This window comes from Arthrobacter globiformis (assembly GCF_030815865.1).
Classification (GTDB): Bacteria; Actinomycetota; Actinomycetes; order Actinomycetales; family Micrococcaceae; genus Arthrobacter; species Arthrobacter globiformis_B.
The window spans coordinates 383957-402102 of the sequence record NZ_JAUSXI010000001.1; the positions used below are offsets into that span (position 1 = coordinate 383957).

14 protein-coding genes and 2 riboswitches are annotated in these 18146 nt (G+C 65.0%); of the genes, 7 read left to right on the forward strand and 7 right to left on the reverse strand.

Annotated features, from left to right (window positions below; genetic code table 11):
- Positions 1–128: 128 nt before the first annotated feature.
- Entirely contained in the window at positions 129–1481 is a 1353-nt protein-coding gene (locus QFZ33_RS01830; protein ID WP_307024326.1) for an MFS transporter, read from the reverse strand.
- Positions 1482–1688: 207 nt separating this feature from the next.
- On the opposite strand from QFZ33_RS01830, the gene hisD reads away from it, so the two are divergent.
- From hisD to QFZ33_RS01845, 3 genes are read left to right on the forward strand one after another with little or no spacing between them, the layout of a single operon-like run.
- A complete protein-coding gene (hisD, locus tag QFZ33_RS01835; protein WP_214847410.1) occupies positions 1689–3035 on the forward strand; it encodes a histidinol dehydrogenase in 1347 nt (448 codons plus the stop codon).
- Positions 3036–3047: 12 nt separating this feature from the next.
- Positions 3048–3794: an SDR family NAD(P)-dependent oxidoreductase gene (locus tag QFZ33_RS01840; protein ID WP_307024329.1), complete on the forward strand. Its 747-nt coding sequence runs from the start codon at positions 3048–3050 to the stop codon at positions 3792–3794.
- A gap of 44 nt (positions 3795–3838) precedes the next feature.
- Positions 3839–4804: a 3-hydroxyacyl-CoA dehydrogenase family protein gene (locus tag QFZ33_RS01845; protein ID WP_307024331.1), complete on the forward strand. Its 966-nt coding sequence runs from the start codon at positions 3839–3841 to the stop codon at positions 4802–4804.
- 26 nt (positions 4805–4830) lie between these two features.
- On the opposite strand, the gene QFZ33_RS01850 is transcribed toward QFZ33_RS01845, so the two are convergent.
- From QFZ33_RS01850 to gcvP, 6 genes are all read right to left on the reverse strand, one after another.
- Complete coding sequence (locus tag QFZ33_RS01850) at positions 4831–5403, reverse strand: MOSC domain-containing protein (protein ID WP_307024333.1); 573 nt, start codon at positions 5401–5403, stop codon at positions 4831–4833.
- Positions 5404–5435: 32 nt separating this feature from the next.
- The gene (gene lipA, locus QFZ33_RS01855) at positions 5436–6443 is read right to left on the reverse strand and encodes a lipoyl synthase (RefSeq protein WP_307024335.1); all 1008 of its coding nucleotides are present in this window, start codon (positions 6441–6443) and stop codon (positions 5436–5438) included.
- Between the two features lie 23 nt (positions 6444–6466).
- Entirely contained in the window at positions 6467–7864 is a 1398-nt protein-coding gene (locus QFZ33_RS01860; protein ID WP_307024337.1) for an L-serine ammonia-lyase, read from the reverse strand.
- A gap of 139 nt (positions 7865–8003) precedes the next feature.
- The gene (gene gcvH / locus QFZ33_RS01865) at positions 8004–8387 is read right to left on the reverse strand and encodes a glycine cleavage system protein GcvH (RefSeq protein WP_307024339.1); all 384 of its coding nucleotides are present in this window, start codon (positions 8385–8387) and stop codon (positions 8004–8006) included.
- A 68-nt stretch (positions 8388–8455) separates the two neighbouring features.
- Complete coding sequence (gene gcvT, locus QFZ33_RS01870) at positions 8456–9589, reverse strand: glycine cleavage system aminomethyltransferase GcvT (RefSeq protein ID WP_307024340.1); 1134 nt, start codon at positions 9587–9589, stop codon at positions 8456–8458.
- Positions 9590–9594: 5 nt separating this feature from the next.
- Positions 9595–12477, reverse strand: coding sequence for an aminomethyl-transferring glycine dehydrogenase (gene gcvP, locus QFZ33_RS01875; RefSeq protein ID WP_307024342.1), 2883 nt, complete (start codon positions 12475–12477; stop codon positions 9595–9597).
- 149 nt (positions 12478–12626) lie between these two features.
- Positions 12627–12727, reverse strand: a riboswitch (glycine riboswitch).
- Positions 12728–12916: 189 nt separating this feature from the next.
- Positions 12917–13014, forward strand: a riboswitch (glycine riboswitch).
- 145 nt (positions 13015–13159) lie between these two features.
- Here gcvP and cycA point away from each other — a divergent pair.
- The 4 genes from cycA (at position 13160) to QFZ33_RS01895 (ending at position 18142) form a co-directional block, all read left to right on the forward strand.
- Positions 13160–14662, forward strand: a complete 1503-nt coding sequence (gene cycA, locus QFZ33_RS01880; protein ID WP_307024344.1) for a D-serine/D-alanine/glycine transporter — start codon at positions 13160–13162, stop codon at positions 14660–14662.
- Positions 14659–15618: a formyltetrahydrofolate deformylase gene (gene purU / locus QFZ33_RS01885; RefSeq protein ID WP_307024346.1), complete on the forward strand. Its 960-nt coding sequence runs from the start codon at positions 14659–14661 to the stop codon at positions 15616–15618. Before cycA ends, purU begins: the two co-directional genes overlap by 4 nt.
- A gap of 31 nt (positions 15619–15649) precedes the next feature.
- Positions 15650–16459, forward strand: a complete 810-nt coding sequence (locus QFZ33_RS01890) for a methylenetetrahydrofolate reductase (RefSeq protein WP_307024348.1) — start codon at positions 15650–15652, stop codon at positions 16457–16459.
- 216 nt (positions 16460–16675) lie between these two features.
- The gene (locus QFZ33_RS01895) at positions 16676–18142 is read left to right on the forward strand and encodes a GntP family permease (RefSeq protein WP_307024350.1); all 1467 of its coding nucleotides are present in this window, start codon (positions 16676–16678) and stop codon (positions 18140–18142) included.
- Positions 18143–18146 lie beyond the last annotated feature (4 nt).

Below are 18146 nucleotides of genomic sequence, written 5' to 3' on the forward strand. Positions count from 1 at the left end.
TCTGGTGCGCCTGGCGCCGGCGTGTTGCTGATGCTGCAGTTTTCTTGTTTCAGACTAGCCAATCTTCCAAGCCTGCACCGCCGGTCCCTGCGGAATGCAGGTGACCGGCGGCACGGTGGAAGAGGAGGCTACCGGCCTGTTGTGGGATCGTGCTCGGCGCTCAGGCCGCGGCGAAGCCGGACGCGCGGGGCGGTCTCGGGTGACCACAGCGCTCCCACGATTGTGATGACCGAGGTGAACACCATGTATAGGGCCACGAGCCAGTACCGGTCGAATTCCGGGCCGATGAGCGCCGTGGCGATCAGGGGAGCGAAGCCGCCGGCGAAGACTGCGGCTACCTGCGGGCCCACCGATGCACCGGAATAGCGCAGCTTGGGCTCGAAAAGTTCTGTGAAGTAGGCCGGTTCCACGGAGTAGCACAGGTCGCGGCCCACATTGCAGGTCAGCACCAGCACCAGCAGCACCATCAGGAAGTCGCCCGTCTGGACGCCCCAGAAGAAGGGGAAGGCCATCAGGAGCATGGTGCCTGCACCGGCGATCACGGTGTATCGGCGGCCCCAACGGTCCGAAACCCAGCCCCAGAACGGGATCGAGAAGATGCCGAGGCCGGCCATGATCATGGTTGCGATCAGAATGCTGTTCTTTTCCAGCAGGATTGCAGGACCGTAAGCGAGCAGGAAGGTCGTGTAGATGTAGTAGTTGGCGTTCTCCGCGAACCGCATCATGATGACCTTGAGGATGGTCAGCGGGCGGGTTTTGATGACCTTGACCACCGGCAGCTTCTCGATTTCGCCTTTGCGCTTGATCTCCTCGAAGGCCGGGGACTCGTCCACGTTGCGGCGGATGTAGAAGGACAGCACCACCAGCAGGATGGAAATCAGGAACGGGATGCGCCAGCCCCAGGCCATGAAGTCCTCGGGGGAGATCAGGCCGCCCATGATGAAGAACGCGCCGTTGGCCAGCAGGGTGCCTGCCGGAACGCCGATCTGCGGCCAGGAGCCGAAGAATCCGCGGCGCTTGGCGGGGGCATATTCGGTGGCCATGAGGGCAGCCCCGCCCCATTCACCGCCGACGCCGATGCCCTGGATGATCCGCAGCAGGACCAGGAGGATGGGCGCCGCGACGCCGATGGTGGCGAAGTTTGGCAGGCAGCCAATCAGGAAGGTGCCGGCACCCATCAGGCCGAGGGTCATCATGAGCATCTTCTTCCGGCCGAGGCGGTCGCCGAAGTGGGCGAAGATGATGCCACCGATCGGACGGGCCGCGAAGCCGATGGCATATGTGCTGAAGGAGAGCAGGATACCGGCGAACGGGCTCACCTGCGGAAAGAACTGGGTGTTGAGGATGATGGCCGCCGCAACGCCGTATACGTAGAAGTCGTACCACTCGATGCAGCTGCCGAGTACTGAGGAGATAAGCGCCTTGCGGCGCATCTTGGGATCTATTGCGGGGGGAGTGGATATTGTCGCGGGGGCGCTCATTCAGAGACTCCTTTGTCTTCGTCCGGGACAGTGAGCCCAGCCACACTGACTGGTTCGTGTTTAGGAGTGTATACGTATGCAAAACCTAAAAACAAGGTCTTGCGGCAAAAAATGTATACGTATACACTCGGTTTCCAAGCCGGCCTGCGGGCCTGGCTCAGGGCGTTCCAGAGGTCGCCCATCAACGAAGATGGAAAGGTAATCCTGATGACCGTTACAACTGCAGTCAGCTCCGCCGTGAACTCCACCGTGCTCAAGGAGCCCGCCCGCAACAGCGTGGCCCGCGGCAGCACCCCCGAAGTCCGCACCACGGTGGAAACCGTCATAGCGGACATCCGCGAACGCGGCGACGAGGCCGTCCGCGAATACTCACAGAAGTTCGACAAGTACGCCCCGGAATCTTTCCTGCTCAGCCAGGAGCAGCTGGACGAGATCATGGCCCGCGTACCTGAGCAGGTCATTGAGGACATCAAGTTCGTCCAGGAGCAGGTCCGCACCATGGCGCAGAAGCAGCTTGAATCACTGTCGGACTTTGAAATCGAAACTATGCCAGGGGTCTTCCTGGGACAGAAGAACGTTCCGGTCCAGGCCGCCGGCGCCTACATCCCCGGCGGAAAGTACCCGCTCCTGGCCAGCGCCCACATGACCATTGTGACCGCGAAGGTTGCGGGCGTGGAGCGCGTGGCGGCCTGCACCCCACTCATCCAGGGCGAGGTTCCGGACGCCACCGTCGCAGCCATGTATCTGGCAGGCGCCGATGAGATCTACCTCCTCGGCGGCATCCAGGCGGTGGCCGCCCTCGCCATCGGCACCGAGACCATCAAGCCCGTCAACATGCTGGCCGGCCCCGGCAACGCCTTCGTTGCAGAGGCGAAGCGCCAGCTCTTCGGCGAGGTCGGCATCGACCTCTTCGCCGGGCCCACCGAAGTCCTCATTGTGGCCGACGAGCACGCTGACCCGTTCATCGTCGCCGTCGACCTCCTCTCCCAGGCGGAGCACGGCCCTGATTCACCCGCCGTCCTGATCACTACCAGCGAGGAGCTGGGCCGCAAGGTCATCGAACACATTGACACGATCCTCGTGGACATGCCGACCCGCGATTATGCCGGTGCCGCCTGGCGCGACTGGGGTGCCGTTCACGTGGTTGATACCCTGGACGACGCCTACGCCCTGGCCGATGAATACGCTTACGAGCATGTACAGATCCTGACGCAGAACCCGCGTGAGGCACTCGACAAGATGCACGACTACGGCGCCCTTTTCCTGGGTGAGGGAACCTGTGTCTCCTACGGCGACAAGGTCATCGGCACCAACCACGTCCTGCCCACCCGTGGCGCGGCGCGCTACACCGGCGGCCTCTGGGTGGGCAAGTACCTTCGCACCGTCACCTACCAGGAGGTGACCAACACCGAATCCAGTGCCTTCTTCGGTGAACTCTGCGGCCGCGCGTCGAGGGTGGAGCGGTTTGAGGGCCACGCACGGTCCGGAGATGTGCGCGCAGCGAAGTACCGCGGCACGTCATTGCCCTGGTCAGACCACACCTTCGACAGCTAAGAGGTCCGGAACGTGCCGAACTTCCGCCTCGACGGCAAGAAAGCACTGGTCACCGGGGCGGGCCGGGGACTCGGCAAGGCCATCGCAGATGACCTTGCCGAGTCCGGTGCCACCGTCTACGGAACCAGCCGCGACGCCGCAACCGCCCAGCAGATCAGTGAACGGTACGGGACACCGCCCCTGGCCGTGGACCTGAGCAGCACGGGCAACATCAGCGGGTTCGCCGAATCACTCCAGCAGGCCAGCGGCGGCATTGACCTGCTCGTCAACAATGCCGGCGTCAACGTGCCCAAGCCTGCCTTGGAGCTCACGGAGGACGACTGGGACACGGTCTTCGACACAAACCTCAAGGGCACCTTCTTCCTGACCACGGCCCTGGCCCGGCACTGGGTAGCCACCGGTACCCCTGGTGCCATCGTCAACATCGCCTCCCAGGCGGGGATCGTTGCAATTGAGGAACGGGCGGCCTACGGCACCAGCAAGGCCGGAATGATCCACCTCACCAAGATCCTGGCCCTGGAATGGGCTGCCGCGCGGATCCGGGTCAACGCCATTGCCCCGACCTTCGTGCGGACGGAACTAACGGCATCGACCCTCAGCAGGCCGGACTGGGCAGCAGAACTGCTGTCCCGCATCCCGATTGGCCGCTTCGGCGAACCCGATGACATCGCCGGGGCGGTGACGTTCCTGCTTAGCGACGCGGCGTCGCTCATCACCGGCCACACGCTCGCCGTCGACGGCGGCTACACCATCCGCTGAACGGTCCCATTCGTCTTAAGCGGCCCATTTCTAGGAGCAGCAACATGAAAATCACGCAGACCATCTCGAAGACGGCAGTGGTCGGCGCCGGCTATATGGGCGGCGGCATAGCCCAGGTGCTGGCGCTGCACGGCTACCGGGTGGCGCTCGGCGATGTCGACGGCCGAATCGCCGAGCGTGCCCGCGTCCGCCTCGTAGACCAGGCCAAGGCCTTCGAGGCCCAGGGGTTGCTGCCTGCCGGCGCAGCGGACACCATCGCGGACAACCTCACCGCTGCCGCCAGCATCGAGGATGCTGTTGCGACGTCGGACTATGTCGCCGAGGCGGTCCCGGAGGACCCTGTGATTAAGGCGGACATCCTCCGCCGCATTTCTGCAGCCGCCCCGGCGGATGCAGTCATCGGCACGAACACCTCGGCCATACCCATCGGGGAGTTGGCCGCGTCCGTCACCGGCCCCGAGCGGTTCCTCGGCGTCCACTGGATGAACCCGGCGCCCTTCATCCCGGGCGTCGAACTCATCCCGGGGCGGGAGACCTTGCCTTCCGTCGTGGACCTTGCCGAGGAGCTCATCCGGGCCCTTGGCAAGACGCCCGCGAGGGTTGCTGACACACCGGGATTCGTCGCCAACAGGCTACAGTTTGCGCTGTACAAGGAGGCTGCCCGGATCGTTGAAGAGGGCGTGGCAAACCCCGCCCAGATCGACGACGTCGTCAGCAACACCTTCGGGTTCCGCCTTGCGCTGTTCGGCCCGTTCGCCATCGGAGACATGGCTGGCCTGGATGTCTACGAGTCGTCGTTCCGGACTCTGGAAAAGGCTTACGGTGAACGGTTCGCCCCGCCCGCCGCGCTGACGGGCACGGTGGAGGAGGGCAACCTGGGCCTGAAATCTGGCCACGGGTTCTTGGACGTGGACCCCGCCAGCAGGGAAAGCCTTGTTGCCTACCGGGACAGGGCCTACGCCCGGCTCTCCCAGCTACGCGCCGAGCTGGGCCGGGCCCCGGGACTGTAGCCCGCTAACCCAAGGCACTGGCCGCCTTACGGCAGCCGGCTCGGCCGCAGCACGCTAGGAATGCCCGCCTGTCCGGGCTCAAGTAGCACCGGGCTGACCAGCACAGCAGGCCCGCGGTGCAGCACGCCGTCGGACAGCGCCCGGCAGCGAATCCCGCCGCGCCCGCGCATGGCGGCATGCGCGCCGGGCGCGAGCATCCGGTCCATCCACGCGCAGGGGTGGGCGGGCCGCCCGCCTTTGAACCGCACCACGTCCCTTTGGGATTCCAGCGCGAAGTCCTGGCCCAGGAGCGGGGCAAGATGCGCACCCCTGAGGATTACGTTGCGCCGGGTCAGCAGCGGGTCGAAGGGGCCGGCGTCCAACTCCGCGGCCATGGCCTCGAGGGCCTCAACCGCGAACAGAGTGACGGCGGCGTCCATGTGGGCCGCCTTGCCGAAGAACCTGTCCCCGACGATGCCTTTACCTGCCACGATCTCCACCCGGTCGGCATCCGCCGTCGGCACGTCAGCTGCCCCGTCGCGCGCGCGGCCGAAGTAGGCGTGCGCCGGCGAGACGAGCAGATGCAGGACGTCCACGTCGTACCGGTAGGTTGCCGTCATGCAATAACGCTATACCCGGGTCAGGACCCCGGTCAGGCCGGCCTCGCGAGCAGGGAGCTGGCTTCCTGGCGCGTGGATCCGGAGGACTCGATGTGGGCGAGTTCGGCGGGGATTTCCCAGCCCTTTTTGCGCATGGCGGTGGCCCAGAGCCGGCCGGCGCGGTAGGAGGAGCGGACCAGGGGGCCGGACATGACGCCGAGGAACCCGATCTCCTCGGCTTCCTGCTGCAGGTCGACGAATTCCTGCGGCTTGACCCAGCGGTCCACGGGGAGGTGGCGTTCGGAGGGGCGCAGGTACTGGGTGATGGTGATCAGGTCGCAGCCGGCCTGGTGGAGGTCGCGGAGGGCCTCGGAGATTTCCTCGCGGGTTTCGCCCATGCCCAGGATCAGGTTGGACTTGGTGACCATGCCCAGGTTCCGGCCCTGGCTGATGACGTCCAGGGAGCGGTCATAGCGGAACGCTGGCCGGATGCGCTTGAAGATCCGCGGCACGGTTTCGACGTTGTGGGCGAACACCTCGGGTTTGGAGTCGCAGATCGCGGCGATGTGCTCGGGTTTGCCGGAGAAGTCCGGGATGAGCAGTTCGACGCCGGTGCCGGGGTTCAGTTCGTGGATCTTGCGGACCGTTTCGGCGTAGAGCCAGACGCCTTCGTCCTCGAGGTCGTCCCGGGCGACGCCGGTGACGGTGGCGTAGCGCAGGGCCATGGCCTGGACGGAGCGGGCCACCTTGGTGGGTTCGAACCTGTCCACGGGGGAGGGTTTGCCGGTGTCGATCTGGCAGAAGTCGCAGCGGCGGGTGCATTCAGAGCCGCCGATCAGGAAGGTGGCTTCCTTGTCTTCCCAGCATTCGAAGATGTTGGGGCAGCCGGCCTCTTCACAGACGGTGTGCAGGCCTTCCTTCTTGACCAGGTTCTTGAGCTGGACGAATTCCGGGCCCATCTGGACCTTGGCCTTGATCCAGTCCGGTTTGCGTTCCACCGGGGTGGCCGCATTGCGCTGCTCGATCCGCAGCATTTTCCGGCCTTCTGGTGCCAGTGTCATTGTTCTCTTTTCCTAGTGCTAAATCAGCAGGCCACGACGTTGACGGCGAGGCCGCCCATCGCGGTTTCCTTGTATTTGGAGCTCATGTCCTTGCCGGTCTCGCGCATGGTGATGATGACCTCGTCGAGCGAGACCCGGTGCGAGCCGTCGCCCCAGAGGGCCATCTTGGCTGCGTTGATGGCCTTCGCGGCGGCGATGGCGTTGCGTTCGATGCACGGCACCTGGACCAGCCCGCCGATCGGATCGCACGTGAGCCCAAGGTTGTGTTCCATCGCGATTTCGGCGGCGTTCTCCACCTGCGCGGGCGTGCCGCCCATGACCTCGGCGAGCCCGGCGGCGGCCATCGACGACGCCGATCCCACCTCGCCCTGGCAGCCCACCTCGGCCCCGGAAATCGAGGCCTGTTCCTTGTACAGCACCCCGACGGCACCGGCGGCGAGCAGGAAACGCATCACCACGTCGTCGCGGTCTTCCTGCGTCGCCTGGTCCATCCCGGGAGCGAAGTGCAGGGCGTAGTAAAGCACGGCCGGGATGATGCCGGCGGCGCCGTTCGTCGGCGCGGTCACCACGCGCCCGCCGGAGGCGTTCTCCTCGTTCACCGCGAGGGCGATCAGGTTCACCCACTCCTGCCAGTACTTGGGGTCCCGGTCCTTGTCCTCCTTCAGGAGGCGTTCGTGCCAGTCGGGAGCACGACGGCGGACCTTCAGTCCGCCAGGCAGCAGCCCCTCACGCTTGAGGCTGACCTCGACGCAGCCTTCCATCACGGAATAGATGTGGAGCAGGCCGGCCCGGATGTCCTCCTCAGACCGGGACGCGCGCTCGTTGACCAGCATGACGTCCCCGATGGACAGGCCCTGGGAGCGGCAGTGCGCCAGCAGCTCCGCGGCAGTCCGGAACGGCAACGGCAGCTCCTTCTTGGACTCGGCGAGCTCCTTCAGGGCCGCATCCTCCTCGCCCTCGCGGACAATGAACCCGCCGCCGACGGAGAAGAACGTCGCTTTGTGCAGGATCCCGCCCTCGGCGTCCGAGACGGTGAAGGTCATGCCGTTGGTGTGCCGCGGCAGGATCGTCAGCGGCCGCAGCACCATGTCTTTGACCCCGTACGGCAACGGAACGGCCCCGGCCAGCCGCAGCGTGCCCGTTTCGGCGATAGCCGTCAGCCTGTCCTCGACCTCATCGGGCAGGATCAGGTCCGGGTGGTAGCCCTCCAGGCCCAGCAGGATCGCCGTCATGGTTCCATGCCCATGCCCGGTGGCCGCGAGCGAGCCGTACAGGTCCACCCGCAGCGACGCCACCTGCTCCAGGACGCCGGAGGACGTCAGCTCCTCGGCAAACACCGCCGCGGCCCGCATGGGGCCCACGGTGTGCGAGGACGAAGGGCCAATGCCGATCGAGAAGAGGTCAAAGACGCCAACAGCCATGGTCGGTTCCTAACTGAATAGTGTGGTCGGTTCGGGCTGGGGAGGTGGACTTGCTAGTGGCGGAGTTTTTGTACAGATGATGGGCGCAAACGGGCCTCGAACTCGTGACATCTGTACAAAAACTCCAACCTCGGGGGAGCTAGAGTTCGCCGCCGTTTGCTGTGGCGTACTCTTCGGCCGACATCAGCGGGCCCTCGTCGGTGACGGCCACCTTGAACAGCCAGCCCGCGCCGTAGGGGTCGCTGTTGATCAGTGCCGGATCTGCGACGACGCCGTCGTTGATCTCGGTCACTTCGCCGGTCACCGGCGCGTACAGGTCGGAGACGGACTTGGTGGATTCCACCTCGCCGCAGGTTTCTCCGGCCGTGACCGTGGAGCCGACCTCGGGCAGGTCCACATACACGATGTCACCCAGGGCGTCGGCCGCGACAGCCGAAATCCCGATCCCCACAGGGCCGGCCCCGTCAGCAGCAACCCATTCGTGCTCAGCCGAGTACTTCAGTTCAGAAACAACTTTGCTCATGTCATTTTCCTTTACGTTTGAAAGTCTGTTGGTGCTTGGTTTCGACAGGCTCAACCAGCGGTCCGGGCCTAACGTGCCCGCTTGTAGAACGGCAGTGCGACGACTTCGAAGGGCTCGGCCTTGCCGCGCAGGTCGACGTCCAGAACCGTACCGACTTCGGAATGCTCGACGTCGACGTACGCCATCGCGACCGGGTAGCCGAGAGTGGGGGAGGGCTGGCCGGAGGTGACCTCGCCGATCAGCATGCCGTCCTTGAGGACGGGGTAGTGGCCGCGGGCGGCGCGCCGGCCCAGGCCTTTGAGGCCCACGAGCTTTTGGCCAATGGTGGAACCGACACCGGCTGCCTTGATCGCGGCCAGCGCCTCCTTGCCCACGAAGTCGCTTTCCTTGGCCAGCGACACAACCGGGCCCAGTCCCGCCGCGTAGGCATTGACCTGGCGCGAGAGCTCGTTGCCGTAGAGCGGCATGCCGGCTTCCAGCCGCAGCGAGTCTCGGCAGGCCAGGCCTGCCGGGACGAGCCCGTGCACGGCGCCCGCGTTCAGAAGCGCCCCCCACAACCCGGCGGCGTCGTCGTTGGGCACGTAGATTTCGAAGCCGTCCTCGCCGGTGTAGCCGGTGCGCGCAAGAAGGAGGTCCTGAACGGTGCCGTTGACGTCAATCCCTACCTCAACAGCCGCATAGTACTTCAGCTCGGTCACCAGGGAGTGCTGTCCGGCCGGGACGAGCTGGAGCAGGATGGCTTCCGCGTTGGGCCCCTGCACCGCGATCAGCGAGATCTCCGCTGAGACGTCCTCGACGGCGACGTCGAATTTCGCAGCGCGCTCGGCGAGGGCAGCGGCGACCTTCGTTGCATTGCCGGCGTTCGGTACTACGAGGTACTTCTCCTCGCCGCGGCGGTAGGAGATCAGGTCGTCGATGATGCCGCCGTCGCGATCGCAAATCAGTGAATACTTTGCTTTGCCGACGGCGATTGCGGACAGCTTGCCGGCCAGGGCGTAGTCCAGGAAGGCGCCGGCGTCCGGGCCGGTCACCCAGACTTCACCCATGTGGGAGAGGTCGAACAGGCCGGCCGTGTTGCGCACGGCATGGTGCTCGGCCAGCTCGGAGGTGTACTTCAGCGGCATCTGCCAGCCACCGAAATCGGTGAAGGAGGCACCGGCCGTTTTGTGCTGGTCGTAGAGGGCGGTGTAGTTCTCGGTCATGCGAATCAGCCTTCCAGTCCGGTGATTGAGCTTGTCGAAATCTCGAAATCTTCGATGGGAGGGCAGGAGCAGACCAGGTTCCGATCGCCTGCTGCGCCGTCGATGCGGCCCACCGGCGGGAAGTACTTGTCCTGCCTGAGGGTGGGCACGGGGAAGGCGGCCTGCTCGCGGGGATAGGAGCGGTCCCAGTTGGAACTGACGACGGCGGCTGCCGTGTGGGGTGCATTGCGCAGCGGGGAGTTCTCCACGGTGAAGTCGCCGTTGGCAACCTGCTCGATCTCGGCGTGGATGCTGATCATCGCGTCGATGAACCGGTCAATCTCGGCCAGGTCCTCGGACTCGGTGGGCTCCACCATCAGCGTGCCGGCCACCGGGAACGCCAGCGTGGGGGCGTGGAAGCCGTAGTCGATCAGGCGCTTGGCCACATCTTCGGCGGTGACGCCGGTCCGGGCGGTGAGTTCACGCAGGTCCAGGATGCACTCGTGGGCCACCAGCCCGCCTTCGCCTGTGTAAAGGACCGGGAAGAACTCATTCAGCCGCGACGCAACGTAATTGGCCGCCAGCAGCGCGGACTTGGTTGCTTCGGTCAGGCCCTGTCCGCCCATGAGTTTCACATAGGCCCACGAAATCGGGAGCACACCCGCGGAGCCGTAGCGGGATGCAGAAATTGCAACGCCGTGCCCCGCCTCATGCGCGGACTTGTTCGCATCTCCCGGCATGAACGGGGCCAGGTGCGCCTTCGCCGCAACAGGGCCGACGCCCGGTCCGCCGCCACCGTGCGGGATGCAGAACGTCTTGTGCAGGTTCAGGTGGGACACGTCGCCGCCGAACTTGCCCGGCTGTGCAAGCCCAACGAGGGCGTTGAGGTTGGCGCCGTCCACGTAGACCTGGCCGCCGGCCGCGTGGATGGCGTCGCAGACCTCGCTGACGTCGGCGTCGTACACACCGTGCGTGGACGGGTAAGTGATCATGATCGCCGAGAGGACGTCCTTGTGCGCCTCAATTTTCGCGTACAAATCGGTGTGGTCGATCGTGCCGTCGGCAGCGGTGGCCACCACCACCACCTTCATGCCGGCCAGCACGGCCGAGGCCGCGTTGGTGCCGTGCGCCGAGGCCGGAATGAGGCAGATGTTGCGCTGGTCGTCGCCGCGGGACAGGTGGTAGCCGCGGATCGCCAGCAGCCCGGCGAGCTCGCCCTGGGAGCCGGCATTGGGCTGGATGGACACCTGGTCGTAGCCGGTGATCTCGGCGAGGTCGGATTCCAAACCATCGATGAGTTCGCGCCAGCCCTCGGTCTGGGAATCCGGGGCGAACGGGTGGATGGAGGCGAACTCCGGCCAGGAAATTGCTTCCATCTCCGCCGTGGCGTTCAGCTTCATGGTGCACGAACCCAGCGGGATCATGGTGCGGTCCAGCGCCAGGTCACGGTCGGAGAGCTTGCGGATGTAGCGCAGCAGCTGGGTTTCGGAACGGTGCGTGTTGAACACCGGGTGCTGCAGGTAGTCCGACGTGCGCAGCACGGCTTCGGGGAGTTCAAAGCCCGCTGCGTCCCCTACGGGACCGGCGCCGAAGGCGACGGCTACAGCGGAAAGCGTTGCCGCCGTCGTCGTCTCATCGATGGAAACGCCCACGGTGTCCGCGTCGATGTGGCGCAGGTTGATCCCGCGGGCTTCCGCTGCCGTGATGACCTTGCTGGCCTTGCCGGGCACGCGCACGGTGAGGGTGTCGAAGAAGGAGTCGCCGACCAGTTCGCGGCCCGCCGCCTTGAGCGCGGTGGCGAGGATGCGGGCGCTGTTTTGGACCGTCTCGGCGATTGCCTTCAGGCCGTCGGGGCCGTGGTAGACCGCGTAAAAGGACGACACGATGGCCAGCAGTGCCTGGGCGGTGCAGATGTTGGACGTGGCCTTCTCGCGGCGGATGTGCTGCTCGCGGGTCTGCAGCGCCAGGCGGTAGGCGGGCGCGCCGGCGTTGTCCTTGGAGACGCCGACGATGCGGCCGGGGAGTGTGCGCTCCATGCCGGTGCGCACGGCCATGTACGCCGCGTGCGGACCGCCGAAGAACAGCGGCACTCCGAAGCGCTGGGCAGTTCCGACGGCGATGTCGGCGCCCTGCTCGCCCGGGGGCGTGATCAGGGTCAGGGCGAGCAGGTCAGCGGCCACCGTCACCAGCGCGCCGCGTTCCTTGGCGGCGGCGATGACGCCGGACTGGTCCCACACCCGGCCGGAAACGCCCGGCTGCTGGAAGACGACGCCGTTGATGTCGCCGTCGGGCAGTCCCTGGGAAAGATCCGCCACCTCGACCTCGAAGCCGAGGGCCTCGGCGCGGCCCTTGACGACCGCGATGGTCTGGGGGAGGCAGTCGGCGTCCAGGACCGTCTTGCCATCCTTGGACTGCTTGTTCTTGTTCGCCCGGCGCATCAGCAGCACAGCCTCAGCGACGGCGGTCGACTCGTCCAGCAATGAAGCGTTGGCGACCGGCAGTGCGGTCAGGTCCTGGACCATGGTCTGGAAGTTCAGCAGCGCCTCCAGCCGGCCCTGCGAGATCTCCGGCTGGTACGGCGTGTACGCGGTGTACCATGCCGGGGCTTCAAGGACGTTGCGGCGGATCACCGGCGGGGTCACGGTGTCGTAGTAACCCTGGCCGATCATCTGGACGGCGGTCTTATTCTTGGCGGCCAGGCGGCGAAGCTCGGCCAGGACCTCAACTTCGCTCAGCGCAGCGGTGAGCAGCAGGGGGTTCTCTTGCCGGATGGACGCCGGAACGGCGGTATCAACGAGGCCATCGACCGAGTCATAACCGACGTTCTTGAGCATGGTGTCGATGTCGGCCTGGCGCCGGGCGCCGATATGCCGGTCGGCGAAGGTTGATGGAAGAGATTGAATCGTCATGAGGAACTCCAGGTTTGGCCGGCCAGGTGTGGCACGGCATGGTTTGGGTTCCTCCCCGCTCTGTATTGGACCTGAGAGATTCCGCGGACATGGTTCTCCGCTTGCACCGTCGGTGAGCCAAAAAGGTTTTGGCTGCTTTCCAGAGTTGCCTAGCCGCGGCGGTACGGGGGCCTGAGAGATTCCTGGGGAGGATTTGCTCCTACGGCGCCTGCCCGGTGAATGACTGGGAGGACTCTCCCGCCACGGTTCGAAAGGCTATGAAGATATGGGGTGATTCGGCTCACAAGTTACCGGACAATTCCGTGCAGCACAAATCGGAGGTCCTCGTTTGACAATTCTTCGTGACCGAGACCACACTGAACCCGGCGACCAGCGGGTCCGGCCGGAAAGACGGCCGCCGCCGGCACGCATAATTTTCTTACATAATTGAAAAAGCTTACGATCTGCGGCGGGAGAGTCCTGCCGGTACGTTCAGCAGGCGCCGTAGGAGCAAACCCTCCCCAGGAAACTCTCAGGCCCACGTACCGCCGCGGCGAGGCAACTCTGGAAAGCAGGCAGGCACGTCCTGTCTCACCGACGGTGCAAGCGGAAGACCATGTCCGCGGAATCTCTCAGGTCCAAGACAGAGCGGGGAGGAACCGAATCAGTGTGGCTGTTCGCCACTTGAACGATGGAGTTCCTTATGACGATTCATCCGCCCGCCTCCCCACCCAGTTCCTCAGCCGGTGAGGCTCCCCGCCTGGAGCGGCAGCTGAGCAACCGGCACATTCAGCTGATCGCCATCGGCGGCGCCATTGGCACGGGCCTGTTCATGGGCTCGGGCAAGACCATTTCAGCGGCCGGACCGTCCGTGATCTTCGTGTACATGATCATCGGTTTCATGCTCTTTTTCGTCATGCGGGCCATGGGCGAGCTGCTGCTGAGCAACCTGAACTACAAGTCCTTTAGCGATTTCGCCGCTGACCTGCTGGGACCGTGGGCGGGGTTCTTCACTGGATGGACCTACTGGTTCTGCTGGGTGATTACCGGAATCGCGGACGTCATCGCCATCGCAGGTTACTCCCGTGAGCTCTGGCCGGGATTGCCTCTCTGGATCCCGGGCCTGGCCACCGTCGCCATCCTGCTGCTGCTGAACCTCACCACAGTCAAGGCGTTCGGTGAGACCGAATTCTGGTTCGCCCTCATTAAAATCATCGCCATCGCGGCCCTGATCATCGTGGGCATGTTCATGATCTTCAGTGGATTCAAGAGCGACGCCGGACAGGCAAGCTTCACCAACCTGTGGAGCCATGGCGGCTTCTTCCCCAACGAATTCATGGGCTTTGTGGCCGGTTTCCAGATCGCCGTGTTCGCTTTTGTGGGCATTGAACTGGTGGGCACCACGGCTGCGGAGGCCAAGAACCCGGAGAGGAACCTTCCCAAGGCCATCAACTCCATCCCGGTCCGCGTGCTGCTCTTCTACGTGGGCGCCCTCATCATCCTGATGTCCGTCACGCCGTGGACCCAGTTCGCCGCCGGCCACAGCCCGTTCATTGCGATGTTCTCGCTGGCCGGACTCGGAGCCGCCGCCACGGTGGTCAACCTCGTGGTGCTGACCTCGGCGATGTCCTCGGCCAACTCCGGGATCTACTCCACCTCGCGCATGGTCTACGGACTGGCCCAGGAAGGCGACGCGCCGTCCGTCTTCAGCAGCCTGTCCCGACGCAAGGTACCCAGCAACGCCCTGTTCCTGTCCTGCGTGCTGCTGCTCTCCGGAGTGGTGCTCATGTACGCCGGCCAGGACGTCGGCAAGGCGTTCGACATGGTCACCACCGTTTCCGCCGTCTGCTTCGTCTTCGTCTGGTCGATCATCCTCGCCAGCTACATCGCATTCCGGCGCCGCCGCCCGCACCTGCACAATGCGTCCAAGTTCAAGATGCCCGGCGGCATTCCCATGGTGTGGGTGGTCTTCGCGTTCTTCGCCTTCGTGCTATGGACCTTGACCACCCAGCCCGACACCCTGACCGCGCTGCTGGTCACCCCCGTCTGGTTCGTCCTGCTCGGTGCGGCCTGGCTGGTTCTGCGCCGCCGGCCTGCGCACCTGGCCCGCTACGCGGCCTTCCAGGATGAACTGCAGGCTGAGGAGAGCGCCGCCCGCGAGCATGCGAGCCGGCGTCTCGAAGAGAAGGAAAGCGTCAAGGGATGATCAGTACAGAGGAGAAGCCATCAACTGTTGCCCGTGCGGCGGACCCGACGGCGGAGCGCCAGGCGGAGGACCCGACGACGGCGGCGGGTCAGGCCCGCGGGGCCGGCGGGGAGTTTGTGCTCACCTTCCATTGCCCGGATTCCCTTGGAATTGTCCAGGCGGTTGCGGATTTCCTGCTCAAGCAGGCGTGCTACATCGTTGACCTCAAGCAGTTCGGCGACCGGAACGCGGGGCACTTCTTCATGAGGGTCCACTTCGCCTCAACGGGTGACACCGCCGCCGTCGAACAGCTCCGGGACAGCTTCGCGCCGCTGGCAGGTCAATGGAGCATGGATTGGCGCTTGGAGCGCCACGACCGCAAGCAGCGGATCCTGGTGATGGTGTCCAAGTACGATCACTGCCTCAACGACCTGCTGGTCCGCGCCCGCAGCGGCGAACTGCCGGTCGAGATCGCGGCGGTGGTGTCCAACCACCCGGACCTCGAAGGGCTCGCGGCCTGGCACGGGGTCCCGTTCCACCACATCCCCGTGACGCGGGAGACCAAAGCGGAAACGGAGGCCAAGCTCCTGGAACTGGTGGACGAGTATGACGTTGAACTCGTGGTCCTGGCCCGCTACATGCAGGTCCTCAGCGACTCGGCCACCGCCCGGCTCGCCGGCAAGGCCATCAACATCCATCATTCATTCCTACCCAGCTTCAAGGGCGCAAAGCCGTATCACCAGGCCTATGAACGAGGCGTGAAGACGGTCGGCGCCACGGCCCACTACGTCAACTCAGAGCTTGATGAGGGCCCGATCATCGCGCAGCAGGTGATTGAGGTGGACCACACCTACGCACCCGCGGACCTGGTGTCCGTGGGCAAGGACGCGGAGTGCAAGGCCCTGACGAATGCTGTTCGCTGGCACGCCGAAGGAAGAATCATCCTGTCCGGGAACCGCACGGTCATCCTCCGCTGACAAGCCCATCGAACCAGACCTGGAGTTGCTCATGACGAACCAATTGCCTGTGCGCCTGGAGATTATTCCCACGGACGGCATTATTGCCAAAGTCCAGACGCACGTTCCTGCGGGATCAACCCTGACCGTGACATGCCTCCCGCACCACGGGGTCGAGACCACCGTGCGGGCCTCGGTTCAACTTGGCCAACTGGGCTACAAGGTGATTCCGCATCTTGCCGCGCGAAGCCTTGAAAGCCGTGCCCAGCTTGCCGCCATGCTTCGTGACTGCGAGGCTGCGGGAATCACGGAAGTCTTCGCGATCGGAGGGGACGCTCCGGAGGCTGCCGGGCCCTACGGCAACAGCGGCCGGCTCATGGAAGACATTGCCGACCTGACCGGCGGGAACATGGCCATCGGCGTGGCCGGATACCCGGAAGGCCATCCGAAGTTCAACGAGCTGCAGATGCTCGATGCGCTGCTGGAGAAGCAGCATCTGGCCTCGAACGTGGTGACGCAGATGTGCTTTTCGGCGCCCAAAATCGGCTGGTACGCCGAACTGCTGCGCCGCGAGGGTATGGTTCTTCCGATCTGGGCGGGCGTGGCCGGGGCCGTCCCGCGGGCCAAGCTCATCTCGCTGGCCACCAAGATCGGTGTGGGTCCTTCGTTGAAGTTCCTGAACCGCAAGGGGCCGCTCGCGCGCAGGCTCCTGAATGCCGGCAGCTATTCATCCCGGTCCCTGGTTTCCGAACTGGACGCCGTGGAACCTGCGCTTGCGGGCATTCACCTCTACACGTTCAACAACGTCGAAACCCAGCCCGTGGTGAACTGGAGCGGCGTGGCAGGCGCGAGGGCTTCCTGAACCGGGAGCGCTGAGCGTTCACAAGACAAGACGGATAACCAGCGCAGAAGACGCCCGGCCACAAGGCCGGGCGTCTTCTGTATTTAAAGTTGTCCCGCAACATCTTGCATTGTGAGCTGAAACCCATAATATGGGAACAGCGAATGTGTCGCTCCTCACGACCGACCCCTGCTCCCAAGCCTTCAGTGCGGAAGGCCCAACGATCGGATTCCCCTCATGTCAGACATCTCTGTCCTGATCAACACAGCCGTCGCGGTGCTCGCCGCCGTGCTGCTCATTGTCCGTTTCAGAGTCAACCCAGTCATCGCCCTGGTGGTCAGCTCCGTTTACCTCGGCCTCGCCGTCGGCCTCGGCGTCGAAAAGACCGTCAAGACCATCACCGCCGGATTCGGCGACATTATGGTGGACGTTGGCCTGCTCATCGCCTTCGGCGTCCTGATGGGCTCCATCCTCAACCAGAGCGGTGCCATCCGGCGCCTCGTGGAGCACCTGCTGAACACGTTCGGGCCCAAGCGCCTCCCGTACACCATGGGCCTGGCCATCGGTACGCTGCTGCAATCCATCTTCCTGGACGTCCTGCTCGTCATCTCAGCCCCGCTGGCCCGCAAGCTGGCACCCAAAATCGGCGAACTCGGCACGGCACGCATGGCCACCGCCATGGCCATCGCCCTCGAATGCGGCATTGTCTTCACGGTCCCAGGCGTCGCATCCCTTGCCCTGGCAGGCCTCCTCAACGTGCCGCTCGGCAAAATGCTGCTGTTCGGCCTGCTGCTGGTCATCCCGACCATCATCATCTCCATCGCCATCATGACCTTCCTCTTCCGCCGCGGCTTCTGGAACGAGGCCAAGGATGAGGACCACACCTTCGTCGCCGAGGAGGACCGGGAGGGTGAAGAGGAAGAGTACGACGGCGGTGCTGGCCGCACCGTTAGTGCCGGCGCCGCCGGCGGCGGGCCGGGCTCCAACGGGACTGCTGCCTCCAATGGAACCAAGGCACAGGTCGCCGGTAGCGTCGCCGTGGCCGAACGCGAACCCAAGCAGTTCCCGCTGATCGTCCTGTTCGCACCGCTGCTGACGTCGCTGCTCCTCATCGGGGCAGGAGCCATCCTGCAGATCCTCAAGATCGACCTGCCCTGGCTGCAGCTTCTCGGTGAACCCGTCATCGCCCTGCTGATCGGCCTGATCGGCACCTGCCTCGTCACCCGCTCCGCCATAGGGCAGAAGCGCGTCGAGGAGGCCATCGCCGTCGGCTTCAAGGAGAGCGGCCAGATCCTGATCCTCACCGGCGTGGGCGGTTCGCTCGCCGCGACCGTTGCCGCGGCCGGCCTTGGCCACATCCTCGGCGGCTTCTTCTCCGCGAGCACCGTCGCCCCGCTCCTGGTGGTCTGGGCCATCGCGGCCGTACTGCACATCGCCGTCGGCTCCGTCACCCTGTCCGCCATCACCGCCGCAGGCCTGCTGGCCCCCATCGCACCGGTCATCGGCCTGGACCCTGTGTTGCTGGCACTGTCGGCCGGCGCCGGATCACTGTTCATGGTCCACGTCACCAGTAACACCTTTTGGCTCCTGCAGTCGCTCCTGGGCCAGAGCGTACGGGGTGCCCTGAAATCGGTGACAGTCGGGGTCTCGGTGGCCTCCGTCGTCGCAATCCTGCTGATCCTGCCCATGAGCCTGCTGTTCTAGTCGA